Origin of the sequence: Ureibacillus thermosphaericus, assembly GCF_012396605.1 — a bacterium.
GTDB classification, from domain to species: Bacteria; Bacillota; Bacilli; order Bacillales_A; family Planococcaceae; genus Ureibacillus; species Ureibacillus thermosphaericus.
Window position 1 is genome coordinate 1 of record NZ_JAAXPW010000035.1, and the last position, 18,624, is coordinate 18,624.

Here is an 18,624-nt window from a genome sequence, read left to right on the forward strand (position 1 = left end):
AGCGTACTATGTACGTGAGCACCGGACTGCCGAAGCTGACACAGAAATTCGCTGGTCAACGTGCTTCGGAGTTAGCGCCGATGGTAGTTAAGGGGTCCCCTTGTGAGAGATAGACGAGCGCTTCGCAAAAAGGCACCACAATAGTGGTGCTTTTTTATTGCAGAAATTGAAGCCCCTTACTACCAAGGACTGAAAGTCCGAACGGCGCGATAGAGAAGTGGCATTTAAAACGAAAGCAAAACAATTATTTGGAGGAGACGAGAAGCACGGGGACCAAGAAGTTCAAGGAAGCGAGGCAGCTCGGAGCGGAGCGTACTATGTACGTGAGCATCGGACCGCTGAAGCTGACGCAGAGATTCGCCGGTCAACGTGCTTCGGAGTCAGCACCGATGGTAGTTGAGGGGTCTTAGGATGTTGAGAAAAAATATCGCTTGAGACAGTTAATACTTAAAATTTAATATGCATGAAACAATAAAAAACTAAGTTATAATGGAATATATTAGTTATTAATAAAATCTTTTATTGGTATCCGATTGAAAATTTTTAGTTTATCCACAGTGATAAATAATTTAGAATAATAAGGTGATTAACATGAAAAAAACACTTTATCCTGCAATTTTTGCGGCTATTACTGTGTTTTTAGTTAATGTGAACATTGTATATATTAATAATGATTTATCATTAAAAATCAAAATAATAGTAAATATGTTAGCAGCAACAATCGGAGCAATTTTAGGTGCAGTTGTTGTAAAAAGAGAAACAAGAATAGATAAATCAAAATGAATCCTTTCCATGAAACCTTTTGTATAATTAATTTGAACATTATGCAAAAATGACTAGTATGTATGAAGAAATTTTACTGAAAATCATGGAATCAAGGTAAAAATAAAATGAAATTTAAAATAGGAGAGAGAGCATGATTTCACTAATTGTAGCACATGACAATAATCGAGTAATTGGATATAAAAATCAAATGCCTTGGCATTTACCTGGGGACTTAAAATATTTTAAAGAAAAAACAATGGGAAAACCAATTATTATGGGGAGAAAAACATTTGAATCTATCGGACGGCCTTTGCCTGGGAGAAGAAATATTGTGATAACTAGAAACAAAGAATATACTCATGAAGGGATTGAAGTGGTTTCAAGTTTCGATGAAGCATTGAAACTTGCGGGTGATGCTCAGGAGATCATGGTTATCGGCGGAGAACAAATCTTTAAACTTGCATTGCCGATTGCAGATCGATTGTATATTACACTTATTAATCATGAATTTAAAGGTGATACATACTTTCCGGCATACGGTGAAGAATGGAAAATCGTTTCATCAAGTGAAGTTTTTAAAGCCGATGAAGGATATACGTTTCAATATTTAGTTTATGAAAAAAAATAACCAGATGATTAAAGGAGCGTCTAAGAATTTGGCGCTCTTTTTGTAATTATGAAATTGTCAATTATCAAAATGGAACTTCAAAAAATCTACTTCTGAATAATATTTAATAATAGTATCTGTTAGTTTTCTAATATACTTTTCGTTTTACGATGTACTTTAACAAGTACATACTCTTTCCTCCACATTTGAGTAATAGCAATGAAACGTTCTCAACTTTTTGAACATAATGTTTTCATCTGCTTATTTCATTTCCTCATTTTCAGGTGTAGTAATATACCAAATAGAAACACCTACAACTTCAATTTTTCCCATTTTTCTATTGCTCCTTTTGGAGTGATATTGTCGATTGAAAAGAGTGGATAAGAAATTTATTGAACAAAATGATTGAAAGAAATATAATAAAAACAATTGAAAACAATCTTAATTTTTTCAAAATTTTCTCCTTCGTGTTTTAATTTTCTTCTTTAGGGTATTAAGGAATTTGATTCATCCATGACGGTGATGGTATGATTTTCACTATTTCATCATACATCATCATTAGTTTTGGAATGGAAACGTTTTTCAGAATATTAATATAATAATTTATTTTTCTAATAAAAATTTAGTATAAAACTATTCTATTACACATATTTTTAAAATATAGATATATTTAGTTGCTAAAAAGATAAAGGAGGACTCACAACATGTCAAAAGTTTTTACATCTTTTGATGAAGCCATCCAAGACTTGAAAGATGGGGATACCATTATCGTTGGTGGATTTGGATTATGTGGCATCCCTGAAAAAGCGATTGAAGCCATTTTAAGAAAGGGAACAAAAAATTTAACGGTTGTCAGCAATAACTGTGGAGTAGATGATTGGGGACTTGGATTGCTGCTTGCTAATAAGCAAATCTCTAAAATCATCGCTTCCTATGTAGGGGAAAATAAAACCTTTGAACAACAATTTTTAAATGGGGAAATTGAAGTTGAATTAACACCTCAAGGTACACTAGCAGAAAGAATTCGTGCTGGAGGTGCCGGTATTCCAGCATTCTATACAGCAACAGGAGTTGGGACACCTATTGCAGAAGGAAAGCCAACAAAAGTATTTGATGGAAAAACGTATATCGAAGAAAGAGCAATCGTGGGTGATTTTGCATTTGTAAAAGCATGGAAAGGCGATAAATTAGGAAACTTAGTTTACCGGAAAACAGCAAGAAACTTTAATCCTTTAGCTGCAATGGCTGGAAAAATTACGATTGCAGAGGTAGAAGAACTGGTTGAAGTAGGGGAATTAGATCCTGATCAAATTCATACGCCTAGCGTCTACGTTCAACGTATTTTAGTTGGCGACCACTACGAAAAACGGATTGAAAGAAAGACAACGCGAAAAAAAGAGGAGGTTTATTAAGATGACTCTCACAACTAGAGAGAAAATTGTGAAACGCGCTGTGAAAGAAATAAAAGATGGCATGAATGTTAATCTTGGTATCGGTATGCCGACGCTTGTCGCCAATGAAATTCCAAGCGATTATCAAGTTTTATTACAATCTGAAAATGGTTTACTTGGTATTGGTCCATATCCGACAGAGGATGAAGTGGATCCGGATTTAATAAATGCAGGTAAAGAAACGGTAACTGCTGTAAAAGGCGCAGCATTTTTTGATAGTGCTGAATCCTTTGCCATGATTCGCGGTGGACATATTGATTTAGCGATTTTAGGTGGAATGGAAGTGTCTGAAAAGGGTGATTTGGCTAACTGGATGATTCCAGGAAAAATGGTAAAAGGAATGGGCGGTGCGATGGATTTAGTGCAAGGGGCGAAACGCGTCGTTGTAATCATGGAGCACTTGTCCAAAAAAGGAGAGCCAAAAGTACGAAAAGAATGTACTTTGCCGCTTACAGGTCAAGGTGTAGTGGACCGTTTAATTACGGAATTAGCTGTATTTGATTTCACGGAAGAAGGAATGGTTTTAATAGAAAAATTAAAGGACATTTCCTTGGAAGAATTAAAGAGCAAAACAGAAGCTGAATATAGCATTTCACCAAATCTTATAGAGTGGTAAAAAATTTTTTGTTGAAATTTATATGTTTTATGTCATAAAATTCTAAGAAAATAAATATATTTCTATTAGCGCTTGGTTCAAACGTGAAACCGAAAGGCGGAAAAAAATGAAAAAATCAGTTAAAGAACGAATTTTAGAAACTTCATTGCACTTATTTCAGGAACATGGTTATCACGGAGTCACGGTAGATAAAATCGTCTTAGAAGCGGGAACATCGAAAGGCGGATTTTATCACAATTATAAGTCAAAAGATGAGTTGCTATATGAAATCCATGATGTATTTATTTCCTATGTGATAGAAAAAGCGGAACTTTCCTACACGGAGAATAAAACGCCGATTTCTAGATTATCCGCCATACTGAATTCATTCATTAAAGTTTTTGACATGTATAAACCGTACATTACAGTTTTTTACGAAGAAAGCGCTTATCTAAATCATGAATTTAAACAAGTTATCAATGAAAAACGAGATCGCTATCGAAAGTTGCTTGAAAAGGTGATTGTTGAAGGCCAAGAAAGTGGAGATTTTCGAAATGAATTGCCAGCCAATATTGTAACAATGGCGATAATCGGCATGATCAATTGGACTTACAAATGGTTTAAGCAAGATGGACCAATGACTATGGAAGAAATTACAGCCATTTTCAAAGATTTAATCCTCCGCTCAATTGTCACAGAGCAAGGATTGGTTGAAGCTAAACAATTAAATCAATTAATAGAATAACCATAGGTCAAAAACAAACCGACTAGTCGGTTTTAAAAATAGGGGGAAATGTTCATGAATTTCGAATTAACAAAAGAACAATTAATGATTCAAGAAATGGTAAGAGATTTTGCAGAAAAAGAAATTAAACCGTATGCAAGAGAACATGATGAAAATTCCACATTCCCAATTGAAACATTTAAGAAAATGGGTGAACTTGGACTACTAGGTATTCCGTTCCCGGAAGAATACGGCGGTTCAGGAGGAGACACGATTTCTTACGCGATTGCGGTTGAAGAAATCGGAAAAGCTTGTGGCGGTACAGGACTAAGTTACGCTGCTGCCATCAGTTTGGGTGCATCTCCTATTTATTATTTCGGAACAGAAGAGCAAAAGCAAAAATGGCTTGTTCCAATGGCGAAAGGAGAAACACTTGGTTCCTTTGGTTTAACAGAACCAAATGCTGGATCTGACGCAGGTGGTACTCAAACGAAAGCTGAACTAGTTGGTGATGAATATATCATCAACGGTGAAAAGCAATGGATTACGAATGCTGGATACGCTAGACAAGTAATTGTAACAGCTGTAACAGGTAAAAGAGAAGATGGAAAGAAAATCATCACATCTCTTATTGTTCCTACTGATGCTCCTGGCGTAAAAATTCGTTGCGATTATGACAAAATGGGTGTTCGTGCATCTAACACTTGTGAGATTGTATTAGAAAATGTTCGTGTACCAAAAGAAAACGTGTTAGGTGATCCGAAACGAGGATTTAGCCAATTCTTACAAACATTAGATGGTGGACGAATTTCCATTGCAGCTCTTTCTGTAGGGATTGCTCAAGCCGCTTATGAAAAAGCGTTGAAATATGCAAAAGAAAGATATCAATTTGGCCAACCGATTTCTAAATTCCAAGCCATTCAGTTTAAATTAGCTGACATGGCAATGGAAATAGAATTAGCTCGCAACATGGTATATAAGGCAGCATGGTTGAAAGACAACAATAAACCATTTGGAAAGGAGGCAGCAATGGCAAAACTTTTCGCATCGGAAATGGGCTTTAGAGTATGTAACCAAGCGATTCAAATTCACGGTGGCTATGGTTACATGAAAGAATACGATGTGGAAAGACATTTACGTGACATTAAATTAATGGAAATTGGTGAAGGAACTTCTGAAGTTCAAAGATTAGTAATATCTAGATTAATAGGTTGCTAAAAAAATTTGAAGGAGGAACTGAATGGCTGATCTTGTTTATAAAACTATTGGTCAATTGTTGGAGGAGCAAGCGGAGAAATATCCAAATAAGGAGGCAGTTGTCTATTCAGACCGAGACTTACGATTAACGTATAAAGAATTTGATGCTTGGTCTGATCAAGTAGCGAAAGCACTCATGGCCCTTGGAATTGAAAAGGGTGATCATATCGCCGTTTGGACAACAAACGTACCAGAGTGGGTAGCATTACAATTTGCTACTGGCAAAATGGGTGCTCCGCTCGTAACGGTCAATACAAATTATCGAACTGCAGAACTTGAATATTTATTAAAGCAATCCGATTCCAAAACGCTCATTTTAATTGAGCAATTTAAAGACCATCGCTTCATTGATACAGTTTACGAAATTTGCCCTGAATTAAAAACTTGTAAACCTGGGGAACTGAAATCAAAACGCTTACCGATGTTGAAAAATGTTATCATCATAAGCGAAAACCAATTCGACGGAGTATACAACTGGAGTGACGTCATTAAACTGGCAGATCAAGTGTCGGATGAAGAATTAGAACAAAGAAAAGCTTCTCTTCACTATGATGATGTCATTAATTTACAGTATACTTCCGGAACAACAGGATTCCCGAAAGGTGTTATGTTAACACATTACAATATCGTAAACAATGCCATTAATATTGCAGAAAGTATGAAGCTGACTAATGAAGATCGCCTATGTATTCCAGTTCCGTTCTTCCACTGTTTCGGATGCGTCATTGGAACATTGGCCATTGTAAGCGTTGGCGGTACGATGGTGCCGATTCAAGAATATAATCCAGTGGAAGTTTTAAAAACGGTGGAGAAAGAAAAATGTACTGCCTTACATGGTGTACCAACGATGTTTATTAGTGAATTGAATTTACCTAATTTTGATGAATTTGATTTATCATCACTACGTACAGGTGTAATGGCTGGTTCCAACTGTCCTGAAGAAGTAATGAAAGCTGTTATTCAAAAAATGAATATGAAAGATATTACGATTTGCTATGGACAGACTGAATCTTCACCAGTAATTACACAAACACGCACAGACGATCCATTTGATTTAAAAGTGGGTACAGTAGGGCGAGCTTTACCGAATGTGGAAGTAAAAATCATTGATCCAACAACTGGTAAAGAAGTGCCGCCTAATACGCAAGGTGAACTTTGTACGCGTGGCTATCACGTGATGAAAGGTTACTATAATAATCCAGATGCCACAAAAGAAGCCATTGATGAAGATAACTGGCTTCACACAGGGGACCTTGCTACAATGGATGAAAACGGCTATGTGCGAATTACAGGCCGTTTGAAAGATATGATTATTCGCGGTGGAGAAAATATTTATCCTCGTGAAATTGAAGAGTTTTTATATAAAAATCCAAAAATTTATGACGTACAAATCGTTGGTGTGCCAGATGAAAAGTATGGAGAAGAAGTGGCTGCATTTATCATCTTAAAGAAAGGTGAAACAGCAACGGAAGATGAAATTCGCGAGTTTTGCAATGGAAAAATTTCTAAACATAAAATTCCTAGATATATCTTCTTCGTAGACCAATATCCAATGACAGCATCAGGAAAAATTCAAAAATATAAGTTGAGAGAACAATTTACTGCAAAACTTGTACACTAGTAGGAAGGAGAAGTATGCCGATGTTTAAGAAAATATTAATTGCAAACCGCGGAGAAATTGCTAGAAGAATTATTCGTACCTGCAAAAAATTGAATATTCGTACAGTAGCGGTCTATTCGGAGGCAGATCGTGAATCCCTATTCGTTCGAGAAGCCGACGAAGCGTATGAAATTGGTAAACCCCCTGTTTCTTTAAGTTATTTAAATATTGAAAAAATAATAGAAGTTGCTAAAAATGCAAATGTCGATGCGATTCATCCCGGTTATGGCTTACTTTCTGAAAATCCCAATTTTGCAAAACGATGTGAAGAAGAAGGCATTGTTTTTATCGGACCGAAACATGACGTAATCGCTGCAATGGGAAGTAAGTTAGAAGCAAGGATTAAAATGAAAGAAGCAGGGGTACCAATTATCGAAGGGGTAGACGTTGCTATTGAAAACGTAGAAGAAGCAGTCAAAATAGCAGATCAAATTGGCTATCCGTTAATGTTAAAAGCTTCTAGCGGCGGCGGTGGCATCGGCATGCAACGAATTAATAATAGCGATGAACTTTCAAAAGCCTTTGAAGGCAATAAAAAGCGAGCACAGTCTTATTTTGGTGACGGCACGATGTATATTGAAAAATACATTGAAAATCCTCACCACGTAGAAGTGCAAATTATCGCCGATGTACATGGAAATGTAGTACCGCTTTTTGAACGAGAATGTTCAATCCAACGTCGAAATCAAAAAGTGATTGAGGAAGCACCATCTCCAACAATTTCAGATGCAACGCGAGAAAAAATGTTAGAAGCAGCTGTTCAGGCAGCGAAGTATATTGGCTATACTAATGCTGGAACTTTTGAGTTTTTAGTAGATGACAAAGAAAATTTCTATTTCTTAGAAATGAATACTCGATTGCAAGTGGAACATCCTGTAACGGAAGAAATTACGGGAATTGACCTTGTAGAACAACAAATTCGGGTTGCAGAAGGGTTGCCGTTGGAGATTTCGAGAGATTCAATCAAGATGAAAGGACATGCGATTGAAGCGCGAATTTATGCCGAAGATCCAGTAACGTTTTATCCTTCACCGGGGACAATTACTTTACTGGAATTGCCTGAAGGGGAAGGAATTCGAAACGATTGTGCTGTTGAATCAGGATCAGCGGTTACGCCATTCTATGACCCGATGATTGGCAAATTGATTTGTTTCGGTGAGACGCGCGAAAAAGCATGTGAACGTTTAGTTGAAGCATTGAAACAATACAAACTAGAAGGAATTAAGACAAATATTCCAATGCTTATTAAAATTGCAAGTCACGAAGAATTTAGAAAAGGTAATATTACTACAAGTTTTGTAGATGAATATTATCTACCTGAATTTCAGGTTAAGTAAGTAAATTTAAGCTGTTCAATGATAATAGCTTTTCTTTCCATCATTGAACAGCTATTCAATATTTTTCATTTAGTTAGTAATAATATTTGGAGGGATTATGATGACAGTAGTAAAAGCAAATATGGCAGGAACAGTTTGGAAAATTGTTGTATCTGAAGGGGAACAAGTACAAGAAGGACAAGATGTTGTAATTTTAGAATCAATGAAAATGGAAATTCCGATTGCTTCTGAAGCAGCAGGAGTTGTGAAAAAAATCTTTGTTCAAGAAGGCGATTTTATTAACGTAGATGATGACATTTTAGAAATCGAATAGGGTGAAAAGGATGCATCTTCCAACGAAAGTGACAATTAAAGAAGTTGGTCCAAGAGATGGATTGCAAAATGAATCCAAGTTCATTGAGACACAAGACAAAGTGGATTGGATCAACTTATTAAGTAAAACAGGATTAGACTATATTGAAGTATCCTCCTTCGTTCATCCGAAGTGGATTCCACAATTAGCTGACAGTGAGCAAGTATTAAAGTCAATCAATCGAGAAAAGGGAGTAACGTATGCTGCCTTAGTTCCGAATATTCGCGGGCTTGAGAGGGCTTTAACTTGCAACGTAAATGAAGTCAGTGTGTTTATGTCCGCTAGTGAAGGCCATAATAAAAGCAATATTAATAAAACGATTGATGAGACGTTTCCTGTATTAAAAGAAGTTGTGGATGAAGCGTTAAAAGCAAATGTAAAAGTGCGCGGATACGTTTCAACGGTGATTGCTTGTCCTTATGATGGACCTGTTTCACCAGAACAGGTGTTAAAAGTAGTGGACCGATTAGCGGAAATGGGAGTTTATGAAATTTCATTAGGAGATACAATTGGCGTCGGGGTTCCAACGCAAGTGGAAAGTTTACTTTCTACATTATTAAAACACTTCCCATCAAATCTATTTGCCATGCATTTCCATGATACGAGAGGTACGGCTCTCGCAAATGTAGTGAAATCTTTAGAAATGGGTATTACGACATTCGATAGTTCAACTGGTGGGCTTGGTGGATGTCCATATGCAAAAGGAGCATCAGGAAATGTTTCCACTGAGGATTTATTATACATGCTTTCTGCCATGAACATCGAAACTGGCGTTAATCAAGAAGCACTGATCGAATCAGCATTTTTCATTGAAGAAAAAATTGGTAAGAAATTAGTTTCAAAGCAAATGGAAATTGCAAGAAATGAAAGGAGCGCTAACGTTGACAACGCTCGTACAGTTTAACGAAATCGAAAAGGGCATTGGTCTCATTACGTTAAATAGGCCAGAAGCAGCAAACGCGATGTCCATTCAATTATTGACGGACCTCAATGAATGTTTGGATGAGGTTGCTAAAAATCGAGAAATTCGTGTTGTATTAATTACCGGCAGTGGTGATAAAGCCTTTTGCGCTGGGGCAGACTTAAAAGAGCGCAAAAATATGAACGAACAACAAGTTCGTGAAACAGTAAGACTCATTGGCAGTACGGTCAATCGAGTAGAAGCTCTGCCACAACCAGTCATCGCTGTTTTAAACGGCGTTGCTTTCGGCGGCGGATTGGAATTAGCTCTAGCGTGCGATCTTCGCATTGCCAGCAGTGAGGCAAAAATGGGCTTAACGGAAGTTTCCTTAGGCATTATTCCAGGTGCTGGTGGTACGCAGCGTTTACCTCGTTTAATTGGTCTTGGAAAGGCGAAAGAATTAATTTATACAGCAAGAAGAATTACAGCAAGCGAAGCCCTTGAAATCAATCTCATCAACGAAGTCGTTGAAAAAGAAGATTTACTAAAAAGAGCGACAGAACTGGCTAGAGAAATTGCCAAAAATGCACCGTTATCACTTATTCAAGCAAAGATTGCCATTAATAAAGGGATTGAAGTCGATTTAACAACGGGATTAAAAATCGAAGAACTTGCATATAACGAGTTGCTATACACTGAAGACCGTATGGAAGGTTTAGTAGCATTCCAAGAAAAAAGACAACCTCAATATGTAGGAAGATAACTTAATTTACGCTTTCAGAGCCAAAGGAGGATTCATTCATGGGTGATACGGTAACAAAAAAATCCCACGCAGATTTAATAGAAGAAATTAAAAAAGGTGGACATGAGAAATACCATCAAAAAAATAAAGAGCAAGGGAAATTATTTGTACGCGATCGACTTAAATTGCTTTTTGATGAGGATGTATTAATTGAAGATGGCATATTTGCAAACGTAATGGCGGGAGATTTGCCGGCAGATGGAGTTGTAACTGGGATAGGCAAAATCCATGGACAAACAGTTTGTTTTATGGCCAATGATTCAACGGTAAAAGCAGGATCATGGGGTAAAAGAACAGTTGAAAAAATCTTGCGCATTCAAGAAACTGCTGAGAAACTAGCTTGTCCAATCATTTATTTAGTTGACTCTGCAGGAGCTCGTATTACTGACCAAGTGGAAATGTTCCCAGGAAGAAGAGGAGCGGGGCGCATTTTTTATAACCAAGTAAAGCTATCGGGTAAAGTACCTCAAGTATGTTTATTATTTGGTCCATCTGCAGCAGGTGGCGCCTACATTCCGGCATTCTGTGATGTGGTCATCATGGTGGATGGTAATGCATCCATGTATTTAGGTTCTCCTCGAATGGCTGAAATGGTAATTGGTGAGAAAGTAGATTTAGAAACAATGGGCGGAGCAAAAATGCATTGCTCTGTATCTGGTTGTGGAGACGTTCTTGCAAAGACGGAAGAAGAAGCGATTGAATACGCAAGAAAATATTTAAGCTACTTCCCAAATAATTATCGCGAAAAACCTCCAGTACAAGCACCAAAATTGCCAGCTCAATTCGAAAAAACAATTGAGGAGATCATTCCAAAAAATCAAAACGTACCTTTCAATATGTATGATTTAATTGATCGAATCATTGATGAAGGTTCGTTCTGTGAAGTGAAAAAGCTGTTTGCAGCAGAACTCATTACTGGTTTTGCGCGGATTGATGGACAAGCGGTTGGAATTGTAGCGAACCAACCGAGAGTCAAAGGCGGAGTATTATTCCACGATTCTGCTGATAAAGCGGCTAAATTCATCAACCTATGTGATGCTTTCCATATTCCATTAATCTTCTTGGCGGACGTACCAGGATTTATGATTGGTACTCAAGTGGAAAGACAAGGAATCATTCGCCATGGAGCAAAAATGATTTTTGCGATGAGTGAAGCGACAGTTCCAAAAATTACAATCATTGTGAGAAAAGCATACGGTGCTGGATTATATGCAATGGCAGGTCCTGCTTTTGAACCTGATTGTGTGATTGCATTAACAACAGCGCAAATTGCAGTTATGGGACCTGAAGCGGCAGTGAATGCGGTTTATGCGAATAAGATAGCTCAACTGCCAAAAGAAGAACAACAAGCATTTATTGAAGAAAAACGAAATGAATATCGTGAAGAAATCGATATTTATAAGTTAGCTTCAGAATTAATCGTGGACGATGTCATCGAGCCAAATGAATTGCGTCAAGTATTGACTGCAAGACTTCATGCTTATTCTTCAAAATATCTCGTATTCTCAGAGCGTAAACATGGAGTAAGTCCAGTATGATAATGGAAAAAAGTGCGACTATTTCGCACTTTTTTCTTTTTGATGAATGGCCATTATTTTATTCGAGTTGACTATTTTCCATTTAAGTTTGGATGTATATGCTTAATGCATTTTCTTTAAGTTGAATGGCAATTAAAAGGATTCATTTGGCCAATATTCAATTTGAATTGACTATTATCGGAGCGGCTGTGACTATTATCCGCTTCATAACCATCTCATTTTATTGGTTGGCTATTAAATGGGTCTATTTGGCTAATATCTGATTTAAAATGACTATTATCGAGGCGACTTTGACTATTATCCGTTTCATAACCATCTCATTTTTAATGGTTGGCTATTAAATAGATTTATTTGGCTAATATCTGATTTAAAATGACTATTATCGAGACGACTTTGACTATTATCATAGCGGATTTGGTTAATATCCGCTTCATTGCAGTCTCATTTTAGTTAATTTGCTATTAGATGAATTCATTTGGCCAATATCTGATTTAAAATGACTATTATCGGAGCGGCTTTAACTATTATCCCCCTCATCATCTTTTTGTTACAAATAAACCGCCACACAAACCACCATACACGTACATCCTGCGATGACAAATAAATGCCAAATTGCGTGATTATAAGGAAGTTTTCTCCAAGCATAAAAAATGGAACCTATTGTGAAAAACAATCCTCCGGCAAGAAGTACAATAAAACCTTCTAACTGTAAAAATGCATAGAGCGGTTTAATAGCAAACATAATAAGCCATCCCATTGCCAAATATAATATTAAAGAAAAAGTTTCAAATTGGTGAATAAACAAGCATTTAAACACAATTCCAAACAAGGCAATGGACCAAATAATACATAATAGTACAAGTCCAAGTGTCCCGTTTACAGCAATCAACAAAAACGGAGTATACGTTCCTGCAATTAATACATAGATCGAGGAATGATCGAGAATGGAGAAAAACTTTTTATATTTTTCCGGCATGCTATGTAATAAAGTGGACATACAAAATAACACAATTAACGATGCACCAAAGACGGAGTAGGAAATAATTTGTACGACGCTTTCATTATGCACAGCCAATAATATTAACAAAACACAAGCAGGAATACTTAAAAGTAATCCAATTCCGTGAGTGATGGCATTCCAAAATTCTTCTTTCCAATTTTTGTAATCAATTTGATGGATATTGTTCATCTTATCACTCTCCTAATAATGAATAGGTTACATGAATACATTTCAATACAACACTATCATTTGTCACATATTTCAAATACCCATGAAAGTTATGACAGTTGTCATCTTTACAACCGGGATCATCACTTTATATAATAATTCAAATTAGCTAGAGGAAGTGTGCAAGTGGGAAAGATTCATATTGTGACGGATTCATCAAGTGATATTTCAAAAGAAGAGGCGTTAGAAAAAGATATCCATATTGTTCCTCTGACGGTGCACATTGATGGAAAAACATACGTTGATGGGGTGGAGATTCATCCTGAACCATTTTTAGACATGATGGATCAAGCAAAGGAATTACCGAAAAGTTCACAGCCAGCGCCAGGCCAATTTGCAGAGATTTATGAAAAATTAGGAAAAGATGGCGATGAAATCATTTCAATACACGTTGCTGGCAATTTAAGCGGCACATTAAGCTCAGCTCAACAAGGAGCACAAATCGCCAATGCAAAGGTAATCATATTTGATTCACAATTCATCGCCTCTGCATTAGCAATCCAAGTGCGGGAAGCGGTGCGGATGAGAGAAGTTGGAGCTTCTGTCCATGACATCATCGAAAGGTTGAAAGAAGTTCGCGTTAATACTAAAATGTATATTTATTTAGATACGCTAACGAATCTTGTCAAAGGTGGCCGAATAGGGAAGGGAAAAGCACTATTAGGCTCATTATTGAACATTAAACCTATTGCTATATTAGAACAAGGTGAGTATCTACCTGTTGCCAAAGTAAGAAGTTATAGTCAAGTGGTAAAATATATGTTTAAAGAGTATATAAAACATACTACAGGGAAACAGGTCAAATCGATCTGCATCTCTCATGCAGGTGGGATGGAAAATGTAGGAGCACCGTTAAAAGAACTGATTGAACAATCGGGCTTTTGCGATATTGAAGTAACGGTTACTTCCCCAATCGTTAGTACTCACGCCGGTCGAGGAGCCATTGCATTAGTGTTTTTTGCAGAATAACTAAATATTGGAATCGAAGTGTCAACAACCTGTTCGAAGGGAGTAGACACTTTTTTTATGTTTATAAGCGTATTCTTTTATTAAATTTTCCAATCAACTTATAATAAATATTACAAATGCATGTATATTTAATAGAGTTTGATGCATACTAAAAGATTAGTGCTGATAGAACCATTTGTAAGATTGAATAGGAGTGTCAGATGAATGAATGTTTGGAAAGTCGCCTTTTTTATATTATCAGGTTCCATTGTATTATTATTGGCATTCGTAATTTACTGGGCGACTTCATCTGTGGAAACAGCAATCCCTTCTCCTAAAGAAACATCTCTTAAACCTTCAGATAGTGTCCTATATGTTGAAACGACAGCGGAAGATTTTGAAAAAATGGCCATTAAATATTTAGCGCAAGAATTAAAAAATTCGTCATTACCGGTGGATATAGAGATAAATGATGCCATTCAGATTTCCAGTGAGATTATTGCATTTGGGATTACTGTACCTGTTTCCATGAAATTCGAACCAGTTGTCAATGAACATGGCAATATTCATTTAGTTCAATCAGAAGTGAATGTAGGGAGTTTAAATCTCCCTTCTTCAATGGTATTGAAGTTAATGAATGAAGCCATTGATTTTCCTGAGTGGATGATTATACGACCTGATGCACAAGAAATATTTGTGGATTTATCAAACTTATCGCTTTCTTCTGGTGCAAGGGTGAAAGCAAAAGAAATTGATTTGAAAAATAATCGAATACTATTAGAAATCGTGATTCCAAATGAATAGGAGTGAACAAAATGCCAACGGAACTAGCCACATTTGCTGGAGGATGCTTTTGGTGTTTAGTCAAGCCGTTTGATCAACTAGAAGGGATTGAAAAAGTCGTTTCCGGATATACAGGGGGACATGTGGTAAATCCCACATACCAACAAGTTTGTTCCGGGACAACGGGTCATGTAGAAGCAGTACAAATTACCTTTGATCCAGCAGTTTTTCCATATGAAAAATTAGTGGAGATTTATTGGACATTAATTGATCCGACTGATCCGGGAGGACAATTTTTTGATCGAGGGGAGTCTTATACTACGGCTATTTTTTATCATAATGAAGAGCAGCGAAAAATTGCAGAACAATCTAAAAAGCGTCTAGAAGAGTCGGGAAAGTTTGATAAACCGATTGTCGTAAAAATTCTTCCAGCAAAACCATTTTATCCAGCTGAAGAATATCATCAAGATTATTACAAGAAAAACCCGCAACATTATGAACGGTATTTTATCGGTTCTGGTAGAGCTCAATTTATTAAACAACATTGGGGGGATATGAATGAATAAAGAAGAACGATTGAAACAGTTAACACCAATGCAATATTATGTGACGCAACAAAATGGGACTGAACCGCCTTATCAAAATGAGTATGACCAACATTTTGAAGAGGGGATATATGTTGATATCGTTTCCGGCAAACCGCTATTTAGCTCAAAAGATAAATTTGATGCAGGGTGTGGTTGGCCAAGTTTTGCAAAGCCAATCGACGGGGATGAAATCGTTGAAAAGCTGGATTTATCCCATGGTATGCGCCGGATTGAAGTACGAAGCAAAACGGCAGATTCTCATTTAGGTCATGTATTTCCTGATGGGCCGAGAGCGTTAGGTGGGCTTCGTTATTGCATCAACTCAGCAGCTCTCCGATTCATACCAAAGGAGAAATTAGAAGAGGAAGGTTACGGAGAGTATTTGAAGTTATTTGAAGATTGATCATGCTTTCGTAAAAAATGATGATCCGATAAACTAGTACGGATCATCATTTTGTTTACTTTGAAAAGTGAAGGGTTAATTGTTATGTTCTGTGTCTAGCGAGTTCTTGTAAATGGTTCTTCCAGCTTTTAATTTTTTAACCTTTACATTGACTTCTTTAATTGAATCTTCCGTTAAAGGAATGACACCATTTTTCTCAAGTTCATTCCATAATTTAACATTTTTTCTGTAAAGGATTTCAGAAAGGCGGTACACATCTAGATTTTTTTCTAATCCTATCTTATACGTTTGAAGTACTTCATTTTTGATTGCCTGTTCAACAGATTCTCTTAATTCTTTCTCCGTAGTATTTACATTAAAGCTGTTCATGATTGAATTCACTGAAATATCGATTTGAAATTTTACGTTATTCCCGTTTACTATTGGCGTAATTTTTACTTTATGATTTCGATTCGTAAATGTGATGTTGCTTCCTTTCAGATTGGTTGTAATATTACTTGCGATGGTTTCCTTTGATATCCATTGCAATCCATTTGCTTCTTCTTTTATTAAATAGCCGTGAAATTCACTAGGAGTAACAAGTGCTACTCCTTCAATTTGGAAAGAAGAATCATTTCCTTGTTCTGTAATCCAAGATTCCCCAATAGTGATATACGGAATTTTCGCTAAGTAATTGGGTTCATTTAATTGAATAATCAATTTACGGACATTTAATGGTTCGATATAGGAATCTTGTTCATATGAGTTTAGCGGATTGGCTAGTTTCGTCAGTGTAATTGATTTTTTCAACAGGGGTGTTTCGAGAAAAAATTGTTCGATTGGCTGGTCCGTTGCATAAATCCAAGTTTGATAGCGAGTATTCAAATATCTTGTAAATGAATTGAGCACCTCATTTAATTTTCCGTGTATCAACATATCTTCACTAAAAATCATGAAGGTTAAATGACCAAAAAATAATTTTTCATCAACGCTTTTATAGAGATTGGCAAAAGCTTCATTCACCGTTTTTCCTGTACTAAATCCCACTTCTGATTGCATGACGTCTTGATCGATTTGTTCGGATCTTGCCACATTGGCAAAGCTAATGATTTGAATATACACTTGATATTCTTGATTTTTATAATCAATACCCACTCCATGCACATAGAGTATTCGTTCATTTTCCTCCGAATCCCAACAACCTGAAAGTAAGATAAGACTTGCTATCACGAATAAATATTTGAGATATCTCATTTTTTTCCCTCATTACTAGTTCTAGAGTTATCGGTAGTTCTTAACATTTGAGGTCTTTGTTTATAGTGGTTTTTGGATAATCGAATTAAAGATTTTCCTAGGGATGCCCAACTTAAATCAGCAGCAAAATTTAAATAAGGAACACCAAAAACGCGGATGTTTGCTAAATATAATATGAGCAAATAAATACATAGGAAAAATCCGAACAGACCAAAGAAAGAAGTGATGATAATAAAAATAAATCGAATAATTGAAATAATCGTTAATAACGATTGATTGGCAATGGTAAATGTAGCTACAAAAGATAATGCAATTATAACGAGCATTGCAGGACTTGTAATACCAGCACGGATGGCGGCATCTCCTATAATTAAGCCACCTACAACGCTAATGGTACTACCAATTGCCGTTGGAAACCTCATACCAGCTTCTCGAAACATTTCAAACATTAACAGTAATATGATCATTTCCAAGGCTGCAGGGAAGGGTAATCCTCGATTCGATACGACGACTGTTGCCAGAAGTTGTAAGGGTAATTGATTAGGATGAAAAGTCGTAAGTGCAAGCCAAAAGGCAGGGAGTGAAATACCCATAAAAACCCCAATTAACCGCATTATTCTTTCAAAAGCACCAAATAAAACTGGATATTCAAAATCTTCACCGGTTTTTAATAGAAAAGGAAAGTTTACGGGTGTAATGATGGCATAACTAACGCCATCCACCAGAATGACAAATCGCCCTCTTACTAAAGATTGAATAGCAAAATCAGCTCGTCCTGTATCATTTGTCCATGGCATTAACCATCTTTTACCTTTAAAATGTTCCATTAATGAATCGCCATTTAAAATGATATCGGTGTTAATATTATTAATTTGTTTTTTGATTTCTTTGAGGATTTCCTTATTGGCAATATCATCGATATATAAAATGGCGACCGTTGTTTTCGATCTTTCACCAACAATCGTTTTTTCAACACATAGAGATTTTGTAGGGAGACGTTTTCGAATTAATGCGATATTCGTTGCAATATTTTCGATGAAATTATCGCGTGGACCTTTTACGAGTACTTCCATTTTTGTTTCTTCAGGTTTGCGATTCGGCTTTTTTGCAATATTGCATGAAAGCAATAATTGGTAATCATTTATAAAAAGTATTAACTTTCCTGTAAAGACTTCTGAAGCAATGTCATCGATTTTTTCAATTTTTTTTAAATCAGGTAAGGTCAATGTTAACCATTTGATTTCATTGGAATTGTTTGCTTTTTCTATATGCTTTTCCAATGTTGGTAAAATAAATGAAAATATTAGTTGTTGATCAATCATCTCTTCACAAAAAATGAACGTCAATTTTATCTTTTGAATTTCAAAATGATGAAAGATGACATCTTCAGTTTTTTTAAATAGCTCCTTTAGTGTTAGAAGATTTAGGGAAGAACCATCAAAGTCCACTTGAG

General features: G+C 36.3%; 19 protein-coding genes. 16 read left to right on the forward strand and 3 right to left on the reverse strand.

The genetic code is table 11. From position 1 onward, the window contains the following. The first annotated feature begins 591 nt into the window (after positions 1-591). From HF990_RS12245 to HF990_RS12300, 12 genes are all read left to right on the forward strand, one after another. Positions 592-783 (forward strand): hypothetical protein, encoded by a 192-nt coding sequence (locus tag HF990_RS12245; protein WP_168412700.1) that lies wholly within the window; start codon positions 592-594, stop codon positions 781-783. Between the two features lie 133 nt (positions 784-916). Next, entirely contained in the window at positions 917-1,393 is a 477-nt protein-coding gene (folA, locus tag HF990_RS12250) for a type 3 dihydrofolate reductase (RefSeq protein WP_016839334.1), read from the forward strand. A 683-nt stretch (positions 1,394-2,076) separates the two neighbouring features. Further along, the gene (locus HF990_RS12255) at positions 2,077-2,784 is read left to right on the forward strand and encodes a CoA transferase subunit A (RefSeq protein ID WP_016839336.1); all 708 of its coding nucleotides are present in this window, start codon (positions 2,077-2,079) and stop codon (positions 2,782-2,784) included. A gap of 1 nt (position 2,785) precedes the next feature. Next, the gene (locus HF990_RS12260) at positions 2,786-3,439 is read left to right on the forward strand and encodes a CoA transferase subunit B (protein ID WP_168412701.1); all 654 of its coding nucleotides are present in this window, start codon (positions 2,786-2,788) and stop codon (positions 3,437-3,439) included. 106 nt (positions 3,440-3,545) lie between these two features. Next, a complete protein-coding gene (locus HF990_RS12265) occupies positions 3,546-4,163 on the forward strand; it encodes a TetR/AcrR family transcriptional regulator (RefSeq protein WP_096550922.1) in 618 nt (205 codons plus the stop codon). Positions 4,164-4,217: 54 nt separating this feature from the next. Further along, complete coding sequence (locus HF990_RS12270; RefSeq protein ID WP_016839339.1) at positions 4,218-5,360, forward strand: acyl-CoA dehydrogenase; 1,143 nt, start codon at positions 4,218-4,220, stop codon at positions 5,358-5,360. Positions 5,361-5,382: 22 nt separating this feature from the next. Next, positions 5,383-7,020 (forward strand): AMP-binding protein, encoded by a 1,638-nt coding sequence (locus HF990_RS12275; protein WP_016839340.1) that lies wholly within the window; start codon positions 5,383-5,385, stop codon positions 7,018-7,020. Positions 7,021-7,040: 20 nt separating this feature from the next. Beyond that, the gene (locus HF990_RS12280; RefSeq protein ID WP_168412702.1) at positions 7,041-8,396 is read left to right on the forward strand and encodes an acetyl-CoA carboxylase biotin carboxylase subunit; all 1,356 of its coding nucleotides are present in this window, start codon (positions 7,041-7,043) and stop codon (positions 8,394-8,396) included. A 100-nt stretch (positions 8,397-8,496) separates the two neighbouring features. Next, on the forward strand, positions 8,497-8,709 hold the full coding sequence (locus HF990_RS12285; RefSeq protein ID WP_016839342.1) for an acetyl-CoA carboxylase biotin carboxyl carrier protein subunit: 213 nt from the start codon (positions 8,497-8,499) through the stop codon (positions 8,707-8,709). Between the two features lie 10 nt (positions 8,710-8,719). Then, entirely contained in the window at positions 8,720-9,652 is a 933-nt protein-coding gene (locus tag HF990_RS12290) for a hydroxymethylglutaryl-CoA lyase (RefSeq protein WP_016839343.1), read from the forward strand. Then, on the forward strand, positions 9,630-10,412 hold the full coding sequence (locus HF990_RS12295) for an enoyl-CoA hydratase (protein WP_016839344.1): 783 nt from the start codon (positions 9,630-9,632) through the stop codon (positions 10,410-10,412). Before HF990_RS12290 ends, HF990_RS12295 begins: the two co-directional genes overlap by 23 nt. Before the next feature lie 38 nt (positions 10,413-10,450). After that, positions 10,451-11,989 carry an acyl-CoA carboxylase subunit beta gene (locus HF990_RS12300; RefSeq protein WP_016839345.1) on the forward strand — a complete coding sequence of 513 codons (1,539 nt, stop codon included), beginning with the start codon at positions 10,451-10,453 and terminating at the stop codon, positions 11,987-11,989. A 547-nt stretch (positions 11,990-12,536) separates the two neighbouring features. Here HF990_RS12300 and trhA read toward each other — a convergent pair. After that, positions 12,537-13,178 (reverse strand): PAQR family membrane homeostasis protein TrhA, encoded by a 642-nt coding sequence (gene trhA, locus HF990_RS12305; RefSeq protein WP_016839346.1) that lies wholly within the window; start codon positions 13,176-13,178, stop codon positions 12,537-12,539. A 165-nt stretch (positions 13,179-13,343) separates the two neighbouring features. Between trhA and HF990_RS12310 the strand changes: the two genes are divergently transcribed. The 4 genes from HF990_RS12310 (at position 13,344) to msrB (ending at position 15,938) form a co-directional block, all read left to right on the forward strand. Further along, positions 13,344-14,186: a DegV family protein gene (locus tag HF990_RS12310; protein ID WP_168412703.1), complete on the forward strand. Its 843-nt coding sequence runs from the start codon at positions 13,344-13,346 to the stop codon at positions 14,184-14,186. 204 nt (positions 14,187-14,390) lie between these two features. Continuing rightward, entirely contained in the window at positions 14,391-14,969 is a 579-nt protein-coding gene (locus tag HF990_RS12315) for a YpmS family protein (protein WP_016839348.1), read from the forward strand. A gap of 11 nt (positions 14,970-14,980) precedes the next feature. Beyond that, on the forward strand, positions 14,981-15,514 hold the full coding sequence (gene msrA / locus HF990_RS12320; RefSeq protein WP_016839349.1) for a peptide-methionine (S)-S-oxide reductase MsrA: 534 nt from the start codon (positions 14,981-14,983) through the stop codon (positions 15,512-15,514). After that, on the forward strand, positions 15,507-15,938 hold the full coding sequence (msrB, locus tag HF990_RS12325) for a peptide-methionine (R)-S-oxide reductase MsrB (protein ID WP_016839350.1): 432 nt from the start codon (positions 15,507-15,509) through the stop codon (positions 15,936-15,938). The genes msrA and msrB overlap by 8 nt, the downstream gene beginning before the upstream one ends. 75 nt (positions 15,939-16,013) lie before the next feature. Here msrB and HF990_RS12330 read toward each other — a convergent pair whose 3' ends face one another. Together HF990_RS12330 and HF990_RS12335 are read right to left on the reverse strand one after the other, a co-directional pair. After that, positions 16,014-17,171 (reverse strand): Ger(x)C family spore germination protein, encoded by a 1,158-nt coding sequence (locus tag HF990_RS12330; protein ID WP_168412704.1) that lies wholly within the window; start codon positions 17,169-17,171, stop codon positions 16,014-16,016. After that, positions 17,168-18,619, reverse strand: coding sequence for a spore germination protein (locus tag HF990_RS12335; RefSeq protein ID WP_016839352.1), 1,452 nt, complete (start codon positions 18,617-18,619; stop codon positions 17,168-17,170). Before HF990_RS12335 ends, HF990_RS12330 begins: the two co-directional genes overlap by 4 nt. Between the last annotated feature and the right edge of the window lie 5 nt (positions 18,620-18,624).